We start from the raw sequence: 19,185 nt of genomic DNA, 5'->3' as shown, positions 1-19,185 counted from the left end.
GCATGTTTTACAAAGGGGCTTATATGTTTAACGAAAGGAGTTTCCGATGGCGACCAGGCACGAAGATCATCTGTCACAGCGGCATGAGGCGGTCGTGGCTGCGGCGAAGGCGGCAGGCTTGCTGTCGGGCACGAACAGCGCGCTGGGCGCCCGTGTGCCGCGTGAACTCCTCGATCGCGCCAAGATGCGTAGCGGGATCGCCTCCACCACCGATCTAGTCGAATATGCGCTTGCGAAAGTGGCGCTCGAGGATGATTTCGGGGCAAGGCTCGTAAGCCGCAAGGGGTCGATCCCGGCGGATGTCGCGCTTGGCATTTGATCGCAAGGCATCGCTGCGCAGGATCAGGCCGCAGCGCCTCGCAGCAAAACTGACGCGGCGGGCCGAAGAGGAATTGCCGCTTTCCCACAAGGCGGCCGCTGTCGGCCGTGAACTCCTGCTCGACACCTGCGTCTATATCGACGTGCTGCAGGGGAAGACACCTCTCGAGGCAGATCGGTTGCTGGAAAACCGGATCGTCAATCATTCGTGCGTGGCGCTCGCGGAAATGACCCACCTGATGGGCGCTCTCGATCCGGCAGACAAGCGCACGGCATCGGTTCTCAAGACGCTGGGGCGTACTATCGACGATATACCCGAGCATCGTCTGACAGCGCCCTCCCCGCGCGTGTTCGGCGAGGCCGGCATGCTCGCCGGCATGGTCACCCGCCTTACCGGGCAGCCGCACTCGATCGCGCTGCTCAACGATGCCATTCTGTTTCTCCAGGCTGCGTCGACCGGCTGCGACCTGCTCACCGGAAACCGGCGCAATTTCGATTTCATGGATCAGCTTATGCCCGGGACAGGTCTTATCCTGTATTGATCCTCAGCTGGCAAAGGACTTTCGTCACAGTCAGAAGAGGTTGAGCTGAAGCGGTAGCAGCCCAGACGTAGTGCAGTCGGCCGCGCGGCTGGTTTCCCTGCGCGAGCAGACCGTGCTCGCAGCCTCGACGAGCGGGATCATATCGATCGGAGTTTTGCCCTGGGGCGTTGACCCAAGCCGGGCTGTCCAACCGCCCAAGATGTGGGCGGGCGTGAACCACTCCTCTTGGATCTCGCCGGAAAGGGCATTGCCGACAATCAGGCGCGCGGGGACATGTAACAGTGATAATTGCGCATAGGCCATATGGACCGCGCGCGGATCGATATCGATCGCGGTTACATGGAGGTGGCGCTGGTAATTGATGCCACGGGCCCGCAGGGCGTCGGCAAGCGCGATGACCATGCTGCCGGAACCGCATGCCGGCTCCATTGCGGTAAGATGCCCTCGGGTTTCTATGGTCTCCCGAAGGGTGTCGCCGATCAGCATGTCCGCCATCGCCCTGCTTAGCGAATAGGGCGTGAAGAACTGGCCCTTCGCCTTGTTGTGCAGTTCGAGATCATGGAACAGCGCACCGAGCACGTCGCCCATCCCCGCTTCCAGCGCCAGGGCGAGTTCGGCCATGACCCGTGGGAAGCTTTCGACGACGTCGGCGCCGTAGCGCCCGACGATGTCGAGATAACGTGCTTCGCGTCGTTCACGCTGCTTGAGATCGACACTGTTCGCGATGGCGATCGCCATCGCCTCCATGCAGTGTCCGAAGAGCGTGTAGATATCGTAGCGCGGCTGGCAGCGCCCCAGGAGTTTGCGCATGACCTTGAGATGCGGAGCATGGGCTGCGGACGCGTTCACAGCACGGGGTGAGGCGGCCATCGTTCAGGCCGATCGCCATTCATACAGCAGATGGGCATCCGGGTCGTGATCCGAGCCGATGGCGATGCGCACCAGCTTCCCGTCACAGGCAAAGGCTGCGGCGCGTGGGAAATCGAGATGGATCCTGCCTTCGAGGATCAGGTCGCCCGATCGTACGCTGGTGATCACGCGCGTCGTTCCCAGCGATCGGTGGCCCGCCGGCGCGTCGATGAGTTTTAGGCTGTCGCCCGGTTTCAGCCGCTTCTTGAATGCGGCGAGCGACACCAGCCCTTCGACCGGATTCCTGGGACCGCGCTTATTCGCCAGCGCTGCCCAATAGGCCCGCCCGATCCGCACGTCGCAGAAGAAGGAGCAACTGTGAAATCCCTGCAGCGCATTGGACCGCGTAAAACCGAACCGTTCCATCTGGTCGCGCACTTCCAAGATGAACGCGGTCTGCATAGCGCGGTCGGTAAGGTCGGCAGGCATATCGAGGATTTCGCTGATGATCTTGCGTCCGCCCGCGAACTTACTCGTTGTGATCGCGAAGCGCGCATGCGTGAACTGCTCGGCGAGATGCCGACCCATCCGGGAAGCAAGGGAAGGCAGATTCTCGCCGGGGCGGTACAGGTCTCCCTGGTACTGGAAGTTGCCGCGTTGGTCGTAGTCGGTCTGGCTATATAGGCGCGCGGGCGCGCCCGGCGCGGCGACGTCGGTCATTGATTGGTCCTTGTTTTGGGGAAGAATGTCGCGACCGGAAGCGGTGCTGTCCTGGCCGCTGGGTCCTTCACGTCATGCGAATGACGAGAGAAGCGGGTTCAACCGAACTTTGCTGTGAGGCGATCCAGTCGAGATAGCCGGGCCGGCCCTTCGCGAACCGGCCGTTGACCACATCGTAGGCCACCAGCACACGCGGAGTTTCCTGGGCCAAGTTGCAGGCTAAGTTCTCGGGATCGAAGGCCGCGCCGTCTCAATCGAGGGTAGGCCCATCCTTTGTTATCGCCTCGATCAGTTCGGGATATCGGGATCGGGCAAGTCTGCCGCCGATCAGGATGTGCATGAATACGCGGCGAGCCATGTTGCACCTCATGGAAAAGCGAATACGCTGAGCGGCTCTTCTGCCCTTCTTCTCCCGCTCCCCTCCACGCACTGACGGGCCTGGTTCACTGACGTCTTGCATGAGACGCGAGAACAGGCTTAGCTGCTGAGCAATTATTTTGCGGCAAGCACCTTTTTTTCGGTATTGCCTTTCCTCAGCCTGGAGTTTTTGCGTGGCCGATACCGAACAGTCCGATCTCACCGCAATGACGGTGCAGTTGCTGAGCGCCTATTTTTCGAACAACCAGGTGCCGGCAGGTGACATCGCCGGGATCATCGAAGCGACCCGCGGCGCGCTCGAAGGAAAGGGCGAAGCTGAGGCCCCCGCGCCGGTGGAGTATGTCCCGGCCGTATCGGTGCGCAAGAGCCTGAGCTCGCGCGAGCACATCATCAGCATGATCGACGGCAAGCCCTACAAGACGCTCAAGCGGCATCTGGCGACCCACGGGCTGACTCCGACCCAGTATCGCGAACGCTACAAGCTTTCGCGGGATTATCCCATGGTCGCTCCCGCTTACTCCGAGCATCGCCGTGCCGTGGCCGAAAAGCTGGGCCTGGGGAGAAAGGCGAGCGAAACAGTCCAGAAGGAAGCGTCGGCGGCCGAACAGGCTGTCGAGGACGCGGCCCCGATGCCGGCCCCGGTGAAGGACGACAAGCCCAAACGCACGCGCGGCAAGGCTCGTACGGTCAAACCGGGTGATGAATCCCCTGCTGTCACGTCCGAGCAAACGCCCGCATCGGCGCCGGAAAAGCCCAGGCGCTCTCGCGCAAAGGGGGCTGACGCCAAGCCCGCCAACAAGGCTGCCGTGATCGCCGTCGAGACGCCGGAGTCCGCACCCACGGCATCGGCCACACCGACTGCATCGGCTACGGCTTCGCCTGCGCCAACATCCAGAAAGACGAAGAGGGCAGCTACAAAGCCCGCCGCAAGGAAGCCGACGAAGACAGCAGCCTCGAAAACCTCCAGCGATGCGAAGAAGCTGGCCCCAGCCAAGGAAGCTGCCGCCCTGCCGACTACTCCGGAGACCCAGGTTCCCGAAGCGGTGAAAACGGATTCGTCCGCGCCTGCCCCCAGGAAGAAGCAGCTCGGGATCGTCACCGGCGCCAAGTCCTCCGCATCGCCGAAACCGAAGACTTCCAGCAAGCGTACGACCGCCGCGAAGAAAGACACAGCCAAAGTTGATACACCGGGATCCGCGGAATAAATGGAGAAGGTGAAGTGCAAGGCCCTCGCGCTTCACCCGTTTCCTTCTGCGATATACAGGAAATAGAGTCGTATAACCGTTCGATCGAAGATGGGGACGAGCAGATGGCATCGCTTCGGATCATTTTCGTTGAGCTGCCGGTTCACGCGCTCTCGCAGACGTGAGCCGCCGACGTCTCTGTGCCGGCCGATGGCTCGACCAAGATGTCATCGTGCCGCATCTGCCCGGCAACGTCTGTAAGCTGGGCGAGACTTGGCGGCGTACTGAAATGCTGGAGTTCAATCTGCCGCTCAGACCGGTAAATCCGGGCTAGGAGCGCGTGCTCGAGTGCCCGCAGCGCTGAAAATCTTTTCCGTGGCTCTCCCGAAAGAAGCGAAGAGTCCCCGGCGATGACGAGCGGGCGAAGGGAGGCTAGGAAGGGAAATGGCTTTTTCGTTCGACTATCTCGATGAGCTCGATCAGTTGCTGCTCGCGCAGGGCGATGACTGCATGCTGCTTACCCAACTCGACGGCTTCCTCACCGGCATCATCGTCAGCCCGGACCAGATCGTCCCCACCCAATGGCTGAAGACGATCTGGGCGGGAGACGACGACGAGGGCGTTCCCACATTCGCCGATGCCGGCGGCATGCAGCATTTTATCGATCTGGTGATGCATCGCTATCACGAGATACTTGCATCGCTGGCCCGGCCCGGCACATTCGAGCCGGTGCTGGAAATCGACACGCGGACCGACGAGACGCTGTGGGAGATGTGGATCGAAGGTTTCGGGCAGGCGATGGACCTGTCGCCGGCCGGGTGGCTACGGGTTCTGGCTGACAATGACGCCGGATGCCGGGCGGCGATCGAGGGTATCCGGACATTGCGCGCCTTCGCCGACGGGACGCAGAAGCTCACACGCGCAGAGGAGGATCGGTGGGATACCGAGGCGCCCGGCCTGATCCCCATCTGGGTGGAGATGTTGCATCAATGGCGGCTGGAGAACGATCCACACCGGCCTTCCAGCGGCAAACGCCAGAAAATTGGCCGCAATGACCCATGCCCGTGCGGATCCGGGCGCAAGTACAAGAAATGCTGTGGCCTGAACTGAGCGGGCGAGTCGGGGTCCTCTGCGGCGTTCACGCGGCTCGCGGCAGCCCCTCGCCCACTGCGTCATCGAGTTCCCCCGATGACCGGTCAGTCATGCCCGCGTCGCAATCCGCTGCATCATCATCGACACCGGCATCTGCACAAACGTCGGCATCGGCTTCCTCCTCGGCAGGGCCAAATCGCATCTGATCGGGCAGCCAGGCGACGGCCCGGGCCTGAATCTCGGGCTCGATGACCAGGTCACCGCCAAACAGCCGCTCGGCCGATGCGGCAAGGTCGTGCTTCTTCAAACCGGAATAACGCACGCGCAATTCCTCGCCGCCGATCTGCTCGAAGAGAGACAGGATGCCGGGCCTGGTCAGCTTGTCGAAGAAGGTTAATGCGGTCGGCCGCCACCAGGCAGCGACATCGATGCCGAGCTTGCGACCGAGATGGTTGAGGAAATCGGTGCCGTCTCGGCCATCGGGAACGGCGTGAAGCGTGCGCGCGATCGCCCATCCCAGCCAGGCCGCTCGCGCCTCATCGTCAAGCGCGCAGAAGGCATCGTAGCGCTCCTCAAGCCCTGAGTACCCGGCCCAGCTGCGATCGAGCGCCTCTTCGAACCTGCGCCACTCTGCCGCAGCCGTGGTCTCGGGCTTGAACTCGGCAAGCAGCGGTTGTGGCGCCGTGGCATATAGATCGCTCGGCACGATGCAGGGGATAAGCCGGTGCTCCCGCTCGACCATAAGGAAGGTACCAAGATCGAGCGCGAATGTGGGGTCGTTGGCGACATGGACGGCCAGGAGCTCGTACTTCATCATCGCCAGCATCTCCCGCAGGCGCTGGGTCATGGCGGGCGCGGTGTCGACTGCCGCGATGCATCCACTGAGCCCGTCGGCAGGTTCGGCGTCTTCGTCATCGCTCTCGTGGGAACCCGTGTCGGCGGCCGGTGCGACGTATAGCTGATGATAAAGCTGCGGGGTTCCATCGGGTTTCAGCACCACATCTCCGAGCGCGGAGGCTTTCTGTTCGGCGTCGATCTCGGGTTTACGTTCGGTGATCGCGCCCAGTTCGGCCTGGAGTTGGGCATAGCGCTGCGCCTCATCGCCTTCGGTCTCATCGCTCGCGCGAAGGTAGATCCCGGCGATTTCCGCTTCGATCTCCTGTCTACGCGCCTCCTGTTCCCCGCTGAGCGGTTCGAAGGTTCCGCTCAGCGGTTGCAGCGCGAACGTAGCCATGTAGGGAGGGTGCTCGGCAGCAACCACCCGCACTTCGCCCAGCCCTTCAGGCTGACGGATCACCTCGGCCTGCGCGGCGAGCTTCTCTGCTGCGAGGTCGTCGAGGATATGGGTGTCGATCCAGCGCTCATCGGTAGCGGCGGAAAACAGATCCCGGTCTTCGACACGCCCACCCGCGCCGACATAGGCGTCGCGTCCGACCAGCAGTGCCCTGGGATCGTCGGCGCGGTAGCTGTAGGTCTTGAGCGCCCGCCGGATCTCGTTGACGTTATCGCGCGCATAGCCGGTCCGCAGCGATTCCCACACCGCCATTTGCCGGCCCGTATCCGCGGTCGTGGCATAGGCCTTGGCAACGTCGAGCGTGATCTCGCCGCCCTCGAGCGCGGCGAAGATCGGATCGGCGAGATTGGCCAGCCGCAGGCGGCCTAGCACGAAGCGTTCCTCGATGCCGAAACGGCGGGCGATGTCCGCGGGGCTCAGCTTTTCAACCTCGATAAGGTCCCGGAAGGCGAGGCAATCTTCGGCAGGGGAGAGCGCCTGCCTTTCGAAGTTCTCGGCCAGGCTGACCTCGCGGCCGTCCTTCGTGTTGGAGAGGATCAGAACGGGCACTTCATGGTCGGGCCGCAGACGGCCCTTCTCGATCAGGCGGTGGATCGCATCGAGGCGCCGGCCGCCGGCGGTGATACGGTAATGCCCCTTCTTCCGGGACACCGGCACACCTACGAGGTTCTGAAGGAGGCCGTGTGCCGCGATACTGGCTTCGAGTTCGGCATCGGCGCGCGGATCGGCGCGCTTACGCACGTTGATGAGCGACTTGGCGAGATGGCTCGCGGGAATGAGAAGGGCTGGTTTGATCATCGGATAACTTCTGGACGAGCGACGGCCCGCACAATCAGGCCGCGCGCGCTGCCCCATTCCCCCTCCCTTTTCCGGTCGCACCCTTTTGGGCCGTGAACATGGGGTGCTGCGCGGCTAAGGACACGGGCTTCGCCATTTTCCAGGAGATTCTTCATGAACAATTCCGAACTCGCAGAAGCACTGGCGACGGGGCTGGGCCTAACCAAGGCCGATGCACGCCGGGCCGTCGACAGCGTCTTCGATCTGATCGCCGATGCCGCCGCGAAGGGCGAAGAGATTTCGCTGAACGGCTTCGGCAAGTTCAAGGTCAAGGATTCCCCTGCGCGCGAGGGCCGCAATCCGGCGACCGGCGAGACCATCGCGATCAAGGCCTCGAAGAAGCTGAGCTTCGCCCCGGCCAAGGCGGTGAAGGATCGCCTCAACGGCTGATGGGTTCATTGCCCCGCGTCTCGTGACGCGGGGCAGCCTTCTTTCGTTGGCCGCTCCTCAGGCCGCGCGCAGCCGGGTGGCGAGCACATCGGCCCAGTCGTTATGCCCTGCAGACGGCCAGATACTGCGGATCTCGAGGTCCGACCCCGCATAAGCTTCGAGCGCGCGCTGGTGCGCGGACCATCCGGCCGCATCCCTGTCGAACAGGAGCACGAGCCGTTCGAGGCTGTCCGGCAGGAGAATATGTCCGGCGCGCTCGGCGCCGAGCGTGGCCCAGACCGGAAGCCGGTGCAGGCGCATGGCGGCAAGCGCGGTCTCGATCCCTTCGGCGAGACCCAGAACGTTGTTTGCGGGCGCAAGCTGGACCGCGCCGCGACCGGGGCGTCCGAGCATCATGCGAGGATCGGTCAGATCCTTCGCCAGACCCAATGATACGGGATCGAGGAAGGACCGGTGGACAGCGACGACCCCGTGCCTCTCGCGCACGGCGGCGATCAGCGCCGGTCGGAATACCACGTCGCGTCCGCGTCCCAGCGGGGTGCGCGGGTTATAGCGCAGGTCTTGCCACGGCTGCCGAAGCAGGCGCCCGGAGAGGTAGGTTTGGGCGGGCGTACCGGTGAGCGGAACAGAGGCTTCCCAGACGCGCAAGGCTGGCCCCGGTCGCGTAGCGGCCTCTTCCGGGCGCGGTAACGGAACATCGGGAGCCGGGCGGGGAAGGGGCAGATGCAGGCGGCGTAGCGCATGGAGGACGGCGATCGTGTCACAGCCTGCAAAGCATTTGAACAGCAGGGCACGGCGCCCGACGCGGATGGAGAGGCTGGGATCGTGGTCGTTGTGCGCAGGACACAGGCAGAGCCCCTGCCCATTCGTCCATCTGCCGCCGAGCCGTCGGCACAGCCGCTCACCCTCGAGCTCGAGATCAGGTGCTGGGGCCATAATGCTCGCCTCCTACCTGGCCGGCGATGACCTTGCGCGGGATGACCTCGACATCATGAACATCGGGAAAGCATGGATCGTGCCCGAGCAATCCCGCCGGAGTTTCCCGGGGAACGGGTGAGCGGGTGAACTGAGCTAGAGAATATGCGGATGTCGGCAACGGGCGGCATCCAGTGGGAGCTTCGCATGACGATACCTCGTTTCGTTCGCCATTCGCCCTCCCTCTCCCTTTCAGCACCTATCGCTGGCGGCCGACTCGGATTTGCGTCGAGGCGAGAAATGCGAGCCGTTGCACGTGAGGAACGGGTTAATAGATTTTAACCCTCCACCGTTGCTTAAAGAATACACATCGTTGAATCTCTTCGGCAATCAACTGTTTGACCTGTCACCGGGCTGGTCGGAAAGGTATAGTTTAACGCGGCATGTGATCAAATTCGGCACCGTTACCGGCAGACATAGCCGGAAGATCGGATACGACGCGCAGCAGGAAAGGTGCGACTTCATATTGCCCGAGGAGGGCGAAGGGAAATGCCCTTGGTTACAGACTATTCGGACAAGATGAAGCTTCTCAGCCGGAGGCACGGCGACTGCCTGCGCGAGGCGGCAAAGAGCTATTCCGCCAAGGAAATCGGCCAGATCCTCGGCCTGTCACCCCACACCGTGAACAATCTCATATTCGAGGCGCGCCAGATATTGGGCGGGGTCTCGCGCAGGGTCGCAGCGCAGATGTTCGTGGCCTGGGAGGGACAAAATGCCCCATCAGAATTCCAATATTTATTGCCCCCTCATTTAATGACCCTAGGCGAGGACCGCGATTCCTGCCCAGATGTCCGTGTTGACGAACCCACGGACACACAGACACAAGAAGCGCAGGCAATCGACAGCTTCGCGGAGGAACAACGGCTTTTGGCCAATGGAAACCGCGCTCGCTCGTTACGCGCCCTCCGTGATCTGGCTCCCGTCCGTATAGCAGGGAGGCATGACAATGACCTGACCGGATCATATACGCTAATCATCTTTGTGATCCTGATGGCGGCGCTGCTCGTCATCATAGGTTCCGCAGTGTCGCTGCTCTCGGCGCTAAACACTCTCGTGAGCCAATAGGGCAGCTTCTATCCCAAAACCCATATTCTTGAACCTGTCCGTGAGGATGGGAAGGAGCAACCATGCGCGCTCAACGCCAATCCATCGCCCGAAACGTCGCTGAACGTCTATTCGCCGCTGAAGCGGCCCTCGATATCGCCGCCGCCCGGATCGCCGAACTGAATGCGGCGCTTCCCCTGGCTCGCCTGGACGCTCGTCTCTCGGCGGCCATCGGCCAGGACGCCTTTGCCAGCTCCGCCTCGGCCATGGTGCTCGTGGCCGAAACGCGCGAGCGGATCGTCGCGACCCACGTCAATCTCAAACAGGCCAGCGACGACATGGGCCTGACCGAGGTGAGCTATGGCGACCTGCTCAAGGTCAGCGGCGCTATCTCGGAGCCCGCCGGCAAGCACCTGCGGGCGGTATGATCGCCCGGTCTCATGATTGACGAGCTTTTGCAAATCATGTTGCCATGGGTCATGACGAGACAAATCCTGTTCTCCGCTCTGCTTTTCGTCAGCAGCGGCTACGCGTTCGTGAAAGGGGGCCGTCCCGAGCAGATCGGGGCGGCTACTCTCCTTGGAGGCGCCGGTCTCAGCGTCCTGGCTGCATCGCCCGCCATTCACCGCTTCGAAGGCGTCGAGACAGGAATTCTTTTGACTGACCTGGCGATCTTGGGAATATTCCTATGGCTTTCCCTTCGGAGCAATCGCTTCTGGCCGATGTGGGTCGCAGCCATGCTGGCGGACGAGGTCATCGTCCATGTCATGCTGCATACAATGCCGAATGTCGTCCCGCGAGCTTACATGCATGCGATAGCGGTATGGAGTTGGCTGGCGCAGATCGTGCTCATCGCCGCGACATGGCGTCATCAGGACCGGTTGAAGCGTTGGGGTGCCGACGCGCCCTGGAAGAGTTGATCGGGCTCACCCGCCCGGAACGGGCCCACGAATTGGCCGGTCGCCTCTTTACCCGGTTCGGGTCACTGGGTGGCGCGCTCGCGGCGTGTCCCGCCGAGCGGATCGAACTGCTAGACCACGCCATGGATGTCGAGCGAACATTCCGCAGCTTCCAGCGCGTGCTGAAGCAGATGCTGTGGTCCGCCCTGATCCGGCGACCGATATTATCGAGTGATCAGACCCTTCACGACTATCTGCGCGGCAACATGGCCTATGAGCGGGTCGAGCATTTTCGCGTGTTGTTTTTGAACGCAGGTAACGAACTGATCGCCGACGAGGTCATGGGGATCGGGTCGGTTTCCGGTGTCCAGGTCTGGCCGCGGGAAATCCTTAAACGATGCCTTGAACTGGATGCGACGGCCATCCTTCTCGCGCATAATCACCCGTCAGGATCGCCCGTACCGTCGCGGGCGGATCGGGATCTTACGGAGAAGATAGCGAGCGCCGCGCGGTGCTTCGGTATCGTCGTCCACGATCATCTCGTCGTTGCCCGCCGCGGGATCGTGAGCTTTCGCAAGGCGGGTTGGCTGAAATGAAGCTCATCTTTCCAATCCATTCTGCGCGATACGCTGGTTCGGCGGATTGCCTGAGCCTTGCTCCAAAACCCGGTAAGCAGATGGAAATATCAATGCACGTCCGCCTCGAAGTGTTCGACGATGCGAAGAAGCGCGTCCCGGACCTCTTCGGTGTCGATGCCGAGTGTCTCCGCAATGACCGGAACAGGCTGTTTCTGGCGGAAAAAAAGGTCGGCGGCATCGGCTACATAGGGCGGCTCTTCGCGCAGTATCGCTTCAAGCTTGCGGGTATGGCGCGCAAGCTGCCGCCTGTGTTGCCAACGGGCGTGCGTACCACGCGCACGAAGAAGAAGTTCGCGAAACGCGGTCAGGACTTTTTGTGTGGCCATGGCGGGTTCCACGCTGAAGAGGAGGAAACTACAGACAATCTGTCTTTCCTCCTCCCGCTCCACTTCGCGAGACGCCGAAAATACGACGTTTGCCCTTGAACACAGCGCCAACCATGGCGCGACCAATGGATGCATTGAAAGGAATTTTCCGAACATGAATTAAGGAGGCATACGATGATCGACAGGGACGATTACAAGCAGGCAGTCAGTATTCTGGGGGAGACGTCAGACGATAACCAGGTCTATGAGGCCCTTGAACGCCTGACATGCGTTCTGGGATTCGACCGGTTCGCGATCAGCCATCATGTCGATCTGCTGCACCCGCCGGTCGGCGCTTATGGCCTCACCAATTACGACAGCGACTGGCTGAATGAGATCATCACCGGGCGATATTTCCTCGATGACCCGGTCCAGATCTCATGCGATGGGCGGAACACCGGTTTTCTCTGGCCCAATCCCCGGATGCTGGAAAGGCTGACGCCGCGTCAGCGCTACATCTTCGAACAGGGTGCGAAGCGGAATTTGCGCGGCGGTTACACGGTACCGATGCACCTCCCCGGCGAATATGCCGGAAGTTGCACTTTCGCCACCTCGCGGCTCGAAACCGTGCCATCGGAGGCGATGCCCGCCGCCTTCTTCGCAGTGTCCTTTGCCTTTGAAGCGATGCGGCGCGTCGTAAGGCTCCGGGCAGGTCTTGAACTCCCAGCGCCGCCCAAGCTCAAACCTCGAGAGCGAGAAGTGTTGATCCTGCTCGGGCGCGGCAAGACCTATGGCGAGATCGCGGACATCCTGCACCTCTCGGAACATACGACGCATGAATATGCCAAGCGGATCATGCGGGCCTATGGAAATATCCAGCGCAACAATCTGATAGCACGCGCCCTGTTCGACGGCATCGTCACGTATCCCGAGTTGCTCTCGATGCACTGATCAAGTCCCAGTTCCGGGTACAGACTCGCGGTGTCCCTCACACCGATGATGCTCCCTGCCGATTCCGGCCAGACAGGGAGCATCACCATGATCCGGATTTTCGAAGGACACGAACCGCCGGGCGCCAACCCGGTTTTCGACGCCATGCATCATGCGCGCAAGCGAGTATTTGTGGACCTGCTAGGCTGGGACGTCCCGGTGGTCGCCGAAACGTTCGAAATCGACCAGTTCGATAATGACCACGCGATCTACATCGTCGCCAGCGACGACGGCGGCGCCCATGAGGGATCCATCCGCCTGTTGCCCAGCGACCGTCCGCATGTGCTGGGGACGATCTTCCCTTCGCTATGCGACACAAGCGTGCCGGTTGGCCCGCAAATCTTCGAACTGAGCAGGCTATGTCTTTCGCGCGGCCTGCGGGCCGCCAGGAGGCTGGAAGTCCGCAATGCGCTCGCGACAGCCGTGGTGCAGTTCGCCCTCCAGCGCGGGATCGCCGGGTATAGCTGTGTTGCCGATTCCAGCTGGCTCAGCCAGATACTTTCGCTGGGTTGGACGGTTCGGCCGCTGGGTGTACCGCAGATGATCGCGGGCCTGCCAACCGGCGCCCTCCTCGTCGAAATCGATGCCGACACGCCTGACAACCTGCGGGCGGCCGGAACCCACGTTCCGATGCGCATCCTTCCCACCGCCGCGATCAATCGCGAAGCCGCCTGAAGGAGATGGTCATGACTCTCATTGCTATCGACAGCCTGCAGCAGGACATCGAGCACTATGGCGATCAGCTCGACCGGGACGGCTACTGCATCGTCCGCGGTGCAGCGCCGCGGCTTCTGGTGGAAAAGCTGGGCGATGATCTGCGGGCCGGTTTCGAAACCACACCGCTCTCGCGAGGCCCCTTCTACGGCGACACGACGCGGCGGTTTCATGGGCTTCTGCATCGTTCGCCGCGCACTGCCGGTTTCGTTCTCGATTCCCTGATCCACGGTCTTGCCGAGCGAATTCTCCGGCCCTGGTGCGATATGATCCAGCTCAACCTCACCCAGGCGATCGAGATTGAACCGGGCGGTCTGGCACAGCCACCCCACCGGGACCAGGACATGTGGCCCATCCATGCGCCCGGCGTCGAATATCTTCTCAACGTCATGTGGCCGTTTTCCGCTTACACAGCCGAGAATGGCGCAACGCGGGTCTGGCCGGGCAGCCATCGGCGCCAGGACGAAATCTTCATCGGCATAGAGGAGGCAGTCCCTGCCGAGATGGAGCCAGGTGATGCCCTGCTGTTCCTCGGATCCACCCTTCATGCAGGCGGGGCGAACGTGACCGCTACGCCGCGGCGCGGGATGATCATCAGTTACAGTCTCGGATGGCTCAAGCCTTACGAACTGCCGTGGCTTGCCTATCCGCCCCATGTCGCTCGGACACTGCCGCGCGATGTGATGGGCCTTGCCGGCTACCGCGCCCATCGGCCCAACCTCGGCACTTACGAGGGGCGCTGCCCCTCGGTGCTGCTGGATGAAGCGCAGAACGGTCCGGTCGGCGCAATCGACATGCTTCGTCCCGATCAGGAGGCGCTCATCGCCGACTATCGGTCGGGGCTCGTTTCGGTCGACCTCGATCCGCTTCGGACCAGGGCTGGGTAGGCGCCATGGATCAGCGACAGCGCATCTGCGAAGCGCTCAAGCAGCAGCACCGCCTCGCTGAGCTCAAGCTCGGGCTCGAAAGGCGGCAATGGCCGGAATGGCTCATGGTGATCGATCTCTATCGCGCGAGGGAGCAGGGAATGAGGGAGGGGTTTAAGGCACTCGCCGCGACATCCGGGCTCTCAACCGCGACGGCATTCCGTCGCACGGTGGAGATGATCGATGCGGGCATGTTGGACCGCAAGCCCGATCCAGAGGATCGGAGGCGAAGCCTTGTTTCGCTATCGGACGGGACCCGGTGCCGGATGGATGACATTATGGATCAGTTGATAGATATTCTGAACAACTGACTGACTAACAAGCGACGAATATCACACCCTTCGGCCCCTTGGGATAGGCGGGTATTGATCATCAGGATATTCATCCAGAGGGACCAAGAGCTCACTTGGGTTGATATTTAAGGCGCTCGCCAGCCGCTCCAGCGCTTTCACTGACGGGTTACGATTTGCGCATTCAATCCCGCTGACATAGCTCCGCTTCATTTCGATCGATAAGGCAAGCTGCTCCTGGGTCATTCCCTGCAGCTTGCGGTGATGCTTCACATTTCGGGCGAGGATACGAACCAGCTCCATGAAATGGAGATGGCGATACTCGCCACCCCATGTCTGTCCCTTAATCGTGCCATTTGTGATTGCATCATGGGGCTCTTGGCGGTTATCATGTAACGATAAGGAGGCATTTGAGCGCCAAAAGCGGGTCCAGTCGCTTGTAACTCAAAGGCTTCCCAGCGTGAGGCGGTGGAAGTGGATGACGGTCAATCTCTTAGCGGCGCAGATGGAACAGATGGTACGATTGATAGCGCAAGCCACGATGTAATCGTCCAACTCTACTGTGAAGAAAGTCGGTGGTTAACGCGGTATTTCTATCGCAATTCGATATCCGCAGCGGAAGCCGATGAGCTTACCCAAGAGACGTTCGTTCGGTTTATCCGAAGTGGCGCAGTTAAAATTCTCACGACGCCCCAAGCCTATCTACGCCGTATTGCTATCAACCTGCTGCGCGACCGCGCAGATCTCTCTGCAACCCGCGTGGATAATAGGAAAAGTCCTTTGTCGGATGCTGACGACATCCCTGCCCCATTCGATCCGCTTCGAATTTTGACTGCTCGCCAGGACATCGCTCTTTGTGAGAGGCTGCTGCAGGAACTTGACCCCTTCGATCGCGAACTGTTTCTTCTCAACCGAGTGGAAGGGTATAGTTTTCGCGAGATCGGGCGGCGCAAGGGGCTGAATGAGTGGGCGGTGAAGAGAAAGATATTCAAGGTGTTGGACCATCTGCTGGATGGGATGGAAGGGCAATGACCGACGAAGAACCGGGCTCGCTCACCCTCAGCCAGCAGGCACGCCGCTGGGCGCTGGCGGTCCGCGAGAACCCGGCACGAAAGCCTGCTGCTAGGAGTTGGTGCGCTCAGTCGCCCGAGCACCAGGCCGCATTCGACATCGCCGACGCCGCGATATCGAACATCGTTGATCCCGCATCAGTAAGATTTCGCGAACGACAGAACAGTCACAAGAGCGACAGCCGTCCCCGAAGGCCCTCGGCAAAGTTGGCGATCGCCGCCTCGCTCGCCACCATCCTTTTGCTGGGAGCGCCTTTTGTGCTCGACCAGAATCTGCGTTTGCCCTCCACACCTACGCCGATTGCATCCTCCGACGGGAAGCGTGACGACCCGCCGCTTATCTTCACGACCCGGAAAGGTGAGGTTAGAAATATCACGCTTGTGGATGGCTCGGTCGTGACGCTCGATACCGATAGTCGCTTGCTCGTGCGGATGCATCGAGACCACCGCGACGTCACGCTCGATCACGGCCGCGCCATCTTCGCTGTTGCTCATGACGCTTCGCGCCCTTTCACCGTCACCGCTGATGGCGGCACTACCACAGCGCTCGGCACGCGGTTCGGTGTGGAACGTCGCGCGCATTGCCAGATGAATGTGGTACTGTACGAAGGGCGTGTCGCAGTTACTCCGCCATGCGAGGCACGCAAGCCCTCGGAGCCGGCGGCGAAGAGCTACCTTCAACCAGGCGAAAGGATACGCTACTCTGGCACACCCACGGTAACCGGCAATGCTATCACCGAACCGGCGCCGGCTAACGACGAGCAATGGACAACCGGCGTGAAGAGCTACGACGATGAAGCCGTGAGTGTGATCCTCGCCGAGGTGAACCACTATTCCGACGTCAAGCTGGTGGCAGCTTCTCCGGAAATTGCCGCGATGCGGGTGAGTGCAGAACTGCATATCCGCAATCCCGAAAGTGTGGCGAAGCATCTTGCCCGGGCGCTCGGCCTTATTGTTGAAAATCAACGGTCAGACAGGCTCGTGCTGACGAAATAATCGTCGCAATGCTCGTCACTGAATTTCTCCCGTCAAGCTTTGTATGCGCGTCACACAACGCGCCATCCAGGCAATGGGGGATGAAATGCGAGTGGTTCGTAACGGCTTTTTCGTCGGTGTTTGGGCTTGCGCGTTGATCGGCGCTACACCTGCACTGGCACAATCCGATCAGGTACTGGATTTTGATTTGCCTGCCCAGTCCCTCACGGAGGCACTACGAGCCATCGCCCGTCAAAGTGGCTTGGAATTCTCGGCCCCCGCTGATCCCCTACGCGGTAAAAGGTCCCCGCGCCTGAGAGGGCACTTCTTGCCAGCTGAAGCCGCACGGGAACTATTGAAAGGTACTAATCTCGTTGCGGAAGTCATCGAGGGAGCCTTAATTGTAAGAACAGTCCACCGGCCGCAAGCATCGGTCGCGGCGGAAAACGAGGCCAGTGAAAATTCCGAAATTGTCGTAACAGGCTCTCATCTGTCCAAAGCAGAGTCTGCCTCGCCAACAATTCGCTTGGACGCAAATTCTATCAAACTGGCCGGGCAAACCGACCTCGGACAAGCTATCGGGTCGCTACCTCAGAATTTCAGCGGCGGTCAGAACCCCGGAGTTCTTTCCGGCGCGGTAGGTTCGAACAACATTAACTTGTCCTCCGGTTCGTCGGCAAACCTTCGCGGTTTGGGCGGCGACGCGACGCTGACGTTGCTGAACGGCCACCGCCTCGCTTACGGATCAGTTGTGCAGGCGGTCGATCTCAGTGCCATACCTCTTGCGGCGGTCGACAGAGTAGAAATCGTGCCAGATGGGGCCTCCGCAATCTACGGCACCGACGCTGTCGGCGGCGTAGTGAACGTCATCCTCAAGCGAAACTATGAAGGCGCCACGATCTCCAGCACTATAGGTGGGGCAACTTCCGGCGGCGATTTTCAGCAACAATATAGCGTTGTTGCGGGTAAGAGCTGGGCCTCTGGAAATGTCATGGCCGCGCTCAGCTATGATCGCAATTCCGAAATAAACTCCGAAGATAGAACTTTCACCGGCTATATGCCCGAAGGCAACACCCTCTTTCCGCGAATATCGAAAACCAGCGCAATCTTGGCACTAAATCACCGCATCTCGCCATCGATCAATTTTTCGTTAGACGCAACGTACAGCCATAGGACTTCATTTCAGTCTTATGCAGAATCGCCTCAGTATGTCTACCAGAACACGCCGAAAAGCGATTCCTATTCCGTAACGCCATCGCTCCGAATTGCCGTGAGCGCCGATTGGGACTTGCATCTGTCGAGCACCTATGGCCGAGATCGGACCAAGTTCGATCAGGCATGGGTCTCAGATGGAAACACGATGAGCCATGTCCGCGGTTGCTATTGCAATGAATTGGTCGGCGTAGAGACTTATGCCTCTGGCCCGCTGTTTGATATCAACGGGGCCCCGATACAAGTGGTCGCCGGTGGTGGCTATCGGTACAATAGCCACAAATCGGTTCGTTACGCGGCAACTTCTCCGGACTCCAACGGTTCGGTAGACAGCTATTACGGCTTCACCGAGACCGTAATTCCTCTTGTCACCCCCGGGCAAAATATTCCATTCATGAAGAAGCTGGAATTCGATGCAGCGTTGCGCTTCGAACATTATCCGCAAATCGCATCCGTACTCGTACCCAAGCTCGGCGTTATCTACGGAATTTCGGACGATCTCGAGCTCAAAGGCACATGGGGGAAGTCTTTCAAGGCACCTAGCCTTTACGACCAATTTGCCACCAATTACAGCTACCTCTACCAGGCAAATTATTTTGGCGGCGAACGATTTCCTAATGGATCTACTTTGCTGGTCGATACCGGCGGGAGCAAAAACCTCAAGCCTGAAAAAGCAACTTCATGGTCCACGACAGCCACTTTGCACCCTCGAGCTATTGATGGACTGCGCCTGAATGCGACGTACTTCCATGTCGATTACAGGGATCGCGTGGTCCAGCCCGTAGCCGGGACGGCCATTTTCAGAGCTCTCTCCGATGCCAGCTTCTCGGATTTCGTGACTTACGATCCCAATGCCGCAGCAATCAAGAGCATAATCGCGAACTCTGTCCAATTCTACAACTACTCCGGTTCCTCCGTGATAGAGAATGTTGTCGCAATCTTGCATGATCGAAATACAAACGCGGTACGACAGCGCATAGAAGGCGTAGATCTTTCCGTTGACTACAGGCTCAACACGGATTCCGGATCGGCATTCATGTTCAATGCGAACGCCGCCTGGCTTTGGTCCAAGCAGGAGCTAACTTCCGATGCAGGCTGGATGCAGCTGGCAGGCACCATTTTCAATCCAGCGAGGTTCAAAGCACGGGCCAGCGTTGGCTGGACCGATGGTTCATCTTCGGCCCTCCTCTACATCAGTCATATAGCAGGCATCACAGATAATCGGACCGAGCCATACACTCGTCTCTCTCGGCAGACGACTTTCGACTTCTCGATGATATACAAGTCGCCGGCTCGGTCGGGGGCATTCTCCGGCACCAGCCTGACAGTCAATACGCAGAACATTTTCGACAAAAAGCCACCCTACGCCGCCCCCAGCGGAGGCTACACATACTACGCAAACTATGACTCGACTAATTTCTCAGCGGTTGGGCGATTTATGAGCATCACGCTCGCCAAAGAGTTTTGAATCGCCTCGATTCTAAGATCTTTATTCAAAAGATGAATCACAATGACACGCCTAAGATCAGTTTCTCGTGCAAAG

The 19,185-nt window shown here is 60.3% G+C and carries 23 protein-coding genes; 16 read left to right on the top strand and 7 right to left on the bottom strand.

The genetic code is table 11. From position 1 onward, the window contains the following. Positions 1 to 46 precede the first annotated feature (46 nt). Together V474_RS07335 and V474_RS07330 are read left to right on the top strand one after the other, a co-directional pair. On the top strand, positions 47 to 319 hold the full coding sequence (locus V474_RS07335; protein WP_059150895.1) for a hypothetical protein: 273 nt from the start codon (positions 47 to 49) through the stop codon (positions 317 to 319). Beyond that, complete coding sequence (locus tag V474_RS07330) at positions 300 to 860, top strand: type II toxin-antitoxin system VapC family toxin (RefSeq protein WP_082699654.1); 561 nt, start codon at positions 300 to 302, stop codon at positions 858 to 860. Before V474_RS07335 ends, V474_RS07330 begins: the two co-directional genes overlap by 20 nt. A gap of 30 nt (positions 861 to 890) precedes the next feature. On the opposite strand, the gene V474_RS07325 is transcribed toward V474_RS07330, so the two are convergent. The 3 genes from V474_RS07325 to V474_RS26145 form a co-directional block, all read right to left on the bottom strand. Further along, a complete protein-coding gene (locus V474_RS07325; RefSeq protein ID WP_059150894.1) occupies positions 891 to 1,730 on the bottom strand; it encodes an N-6 DNA methylase in 840 nt (279 codons plus the stop codon). A gap of 3 nt (positions 1,731 to 1,733) precedes the next feature. After that, on the bottom strand, positions 1,734 to 2,429 hold the full coding sequence (locus tag V474_RS07320) for a hypothetical protein (RefSeq protein WP_059150893.1): 696 nt from the start codon (positions 2,427 to 2,429) through the stop codon (positions 1,734 to 1,736). A 67-nt stretch (positions 2,430 to 2,496) separates the two neighbouring features. Further along, positions 2,497 to 2,640, bottom strand: coding sequence for a hypothetical protein (locus tag V474_RS26145; protein WP_169795030.1), 144 nt, complete (start codon positions 2,638 to 2,640; stop codon positions 2,497 to 2,499). A 340-nt stretch (positions 2,641 to 2,980) separates the two neighbouring features. Here V474_RS26145 and V474_RS07315 point away from each other — a divergent pair, with 340 nt between their 5' ends. Both V474_RS07315 and V474_RS07310 read left to right on the top strand, forming a co-directional pair. Next, positions 2,981 to 4,012 carry a MucR family transcriptional regulator gene (locus V474_RS07315; RefSeq protein WP_059150892.1) on the top strand — a complete coding sequence of 344 codons (1,032 nt, stop codon included), beginning with the start codon at positions 2,981 to 2,983 and terminating at the stop codon, positions 4,010 to 4,012. Between the two features lie 423 nt (positions 4,013 to 4,435). After that, complete coding sequence (locus V474_RS07310) at positions 4,436 to 5,101, top strand: UPF0149 family protein (RefSeq protein ID WP_059150891.1); 666 nt, start codon at positions 4,436 to 4,438, stop codon at positions 5,099 to 5,101. A gap of 28 nt (positions 5,102 to 5,129) precedes the next feature. Here V474_RS07310 and V474_RS07305 read toward each other — a convergent pair whose 3' ends face one another. After that, on the bottom strand, positions 5,130 to 7,175 hold the full coding sequence (locus V474_RS07305; RefSeq protein WP_059150890.1) for a ParB/RepB/Spo0J family partition protein: 2,046 nt from the start codon (positions 7,173 to 7,175) through the stop codon (positions 5,130 to 5,132). 153 nt (positions 7,176 to 7,328) lie between these two features. On the opposite strand from V474_RS07305, the gene V474_RS07300 reads away from it, so the two are divergent. After that, on the top strand, positions 7,329 to 7,604 hold the full coding sequence (locus tag V474_RS07300; protein ID WP_059150889.1) for an HU family DNA-binding protein: 276 nt from the start codon (positions 7,329 to 7,331) through the stop codon (positions 7,602 to 7,604). Positions 7,605 to 7,661: 57 nt separating this feature from the next. On the opposite strand, the gene V474_RS07295 is transcribed toward V474_RS07300, so the two are convergent. Further along, positions 7,662 to 8,540 carry a DUF7146 domain-containing protein gene (locus V474_RS07295; protein WP_059150888.1) on the bottom strand — a complete coding sequence of 293 codons (879 nt, stop codon included), beginning with the start codon at positions 8,538 to 8,540 and terminating at the stop codon, positions 7,662 to 7,664. A 534-nt stretch (positions 8,541 to 9,074) separates the two neighbouring features. Between V474_RS07295 and V474_RS07290 the strand changes: the two genes are divergently transcribed. The 4 genes from V474_RS07290 (at position 9,075) to V474_RS07275 (ending at position 11,118) form a co-directional block, all read left to right on the top strand. Beyond that, positions 9,075 to 9,644, top strand: coding sequence for a LuxR C-terminal-related transcriptional regulator (locus tag V474_RS07290; RefSeq protein WP_169795029.1), 570 nt, complete (start codon positions 9,075 to 9,077; stop codon positions 9,642 to 9,644). 62 nt (positions 9,645 to 9,706) lie between these two features. Continuing rightward, positions 9,707 to 10,051: a hypothetical protein gene (locus V474_RS07285; RefSeq protein ID WP_059150886.1), complete on the top strand. Its 345-nt coding sequence runs from the start codon at positions 9,707 to 9,709 to the stop codon at positions 10,049 to 10,051. A gap of 12 nt (positions 10,052 to 10,063) precedes the next feature. Beyond that, positions 10,064 to 10,543 carry a hypothetical protein gene (locus V474_RS07280; RefSeq protein ID WP_236710855.1) on the top strand — a complete coding sequence of 160 codons (480 nt, stop codon included), beginning with the start codon at positions 10,064 to 10,066 and terminating at the stop codon, positions 10,541 to 10,543. Then, positions 10,540 to 11,118, top strand: coding sequence for a JAB domain-containing protein (locus tag V474_RS07275; RefSeq protein ID WP_059150885.1), 579 nt, complete (start codon positions 10,540 to 10,542; stop codon positions 11,116 to 11,118). Before V474_RS07280 ends, V474_RS07275 begins: the two co-directional genes overlap by 4 nt. 89 nt (positions 11,119 to 11,207) lie before the next feature. On the opposite strand, the gene V474_RS26140 is transcribed toward V474_RS07275, so the two are convergent. After that, positions 11,208 to 11,642, bottom strand: a complete 435-nt coding sequence (locus V474_RS26140; RefSeq protein WP_169795028.1) for a hypothetical protein — start codon at positions 11,640 to 11,642, stop codon at positions 11,208 to 11,210. An 18-nt stretch (positions 11,643 to 11,660) separates the two neighbouring features. Here V474_RS26140 and V474_RS07265 point away from each other — a divergent pair, with 18 nt between their 5' ends. From V474_RS07265 to V474_RS07250, 4 genes are all read left to right on the top strand, one after another. Next, entirely contained in the window at positions 11,661 to 12,416 is a 756-nt protein-coding gene (locus V474_RS07265; RefSeq protein ID WP_059150883.1) for a helix-turn-helix transcriptional regulator, read from the top strand. Between the two features lie 87 nt (positions 12,417 to 12,503). Beyond that, the gene (locus V474_RS07260; RefSeq protein ID WP_059151435.1) at positions 12,504 to 13,130 is read left to right on the top strand and encodes an acyl-homoserine-lactone synthase; all 627 of its coding nucleotides are present in this window, start codon (positions 12,504 to 12,506) and stop codon (positions 13,128 to 13,130) included. An 11-nt stretch (positions 13,131 to 13,141) separates the two neighbouring features. Further along, positions 13,142 to 14,056 (top strand): phytanoyl-CoA dioxygenase family protein, encoded by a 915-nt coding sequence (locus V474_RS07255; protein WP_059150882.1) that lies wholly within the window; start codon positions 13,142 to 13,144, stop codon positions 14,054 to 14,056. 5 nt (positions 14,057 to 14,061) lie between these two features. After that, on the top strand, positions 14,062 to 14,406 hold the full coding sequence (locus V474_RS07250) for a MarR family transcriptional regulator (RefSeq protein WP_059150881.1): 345 nt from the start codon (positions 14,062 to 14,064) through the stop codon (positions 14,404 to 14,406). 21 nt (positions 14,407 to 14,427) lie between these two features. Here the strand turns inward: V474_RS07250 and V474_RS24855 are convergent, their stop codons facing one another. Next, positions 14,428 to 14,688: a helix-turn-helix domain-containing protein gene (locus V474_RS24855; RefSeq protein ID WP_082699652.1), complete on the bottom strand. Its 261-nt coding sequence runs from the start codon at positions 14,686 to 14,688 to the stop codon at positions 14,428 to 14,430. Between the two features lie 171 nt (positions 14,689 to 14,859). Between V474_RS24855 and V474_RS07245 the strand changes: the two genes are divergently transcribed. From V474_RS07245 to V474_RS07235, 3 genes are read left to right on the top strand one after another with little or no spacing between them, the layout of a single operon-like run. After that, positions 14,860 to 15,417 (top strand): RNA polymerase sigma factor, encoded by a 558-nt coding sequence (locus tag V474_RS07245; protein WP_236710846.1) that lies wholly within the window; start codon positions 14,860 to 14,862, stop codon positions 15,415 to 15,417. Further along, positions 15,414 to 16,451, top strand: a complete 1,038-nt coding sequence (locus V474_RS07240) for a FecR family protein (protein ID WP_059150880.1) — start codon at positions 15,414 to 15,416, stop codon at positions 16,449 to 16,451. The genes V474_RS07245 and V474_RS07240 overlap by 4 nt, the downstream gene beginning before the upstream one ends. Positions 16,452 to 16,494: 43 nt before the next feature. Beyond that, complete coding sequence (locus V474_RS07235; protein WP_236710837.1) at positions 16,495 to 19,110, top strand: TonB-dependent receptor; 2,616 nt, start codon at positions 16,495 to 16,497, stop codon at positions 19,108 to 19,110. The last annotated feature ends 75 nt before the right edge of the window (positions 19,111 to 19,185 follow it).

This window comes from Novosphingobium barchaimii LL02, assembly GCF_001046635.1.
Lineage (GTDB): Bacteria > Pseudomonadota > Alphaproteobacteria > Sphingomonadales > Sphingomonadaceae > Novosphingobium > Novosphingobium barchaimii.
Note: the sequence above shows the minus strand (reverse complement) of the source record. Positions and strands in the feature narration are given on the sequence as shown.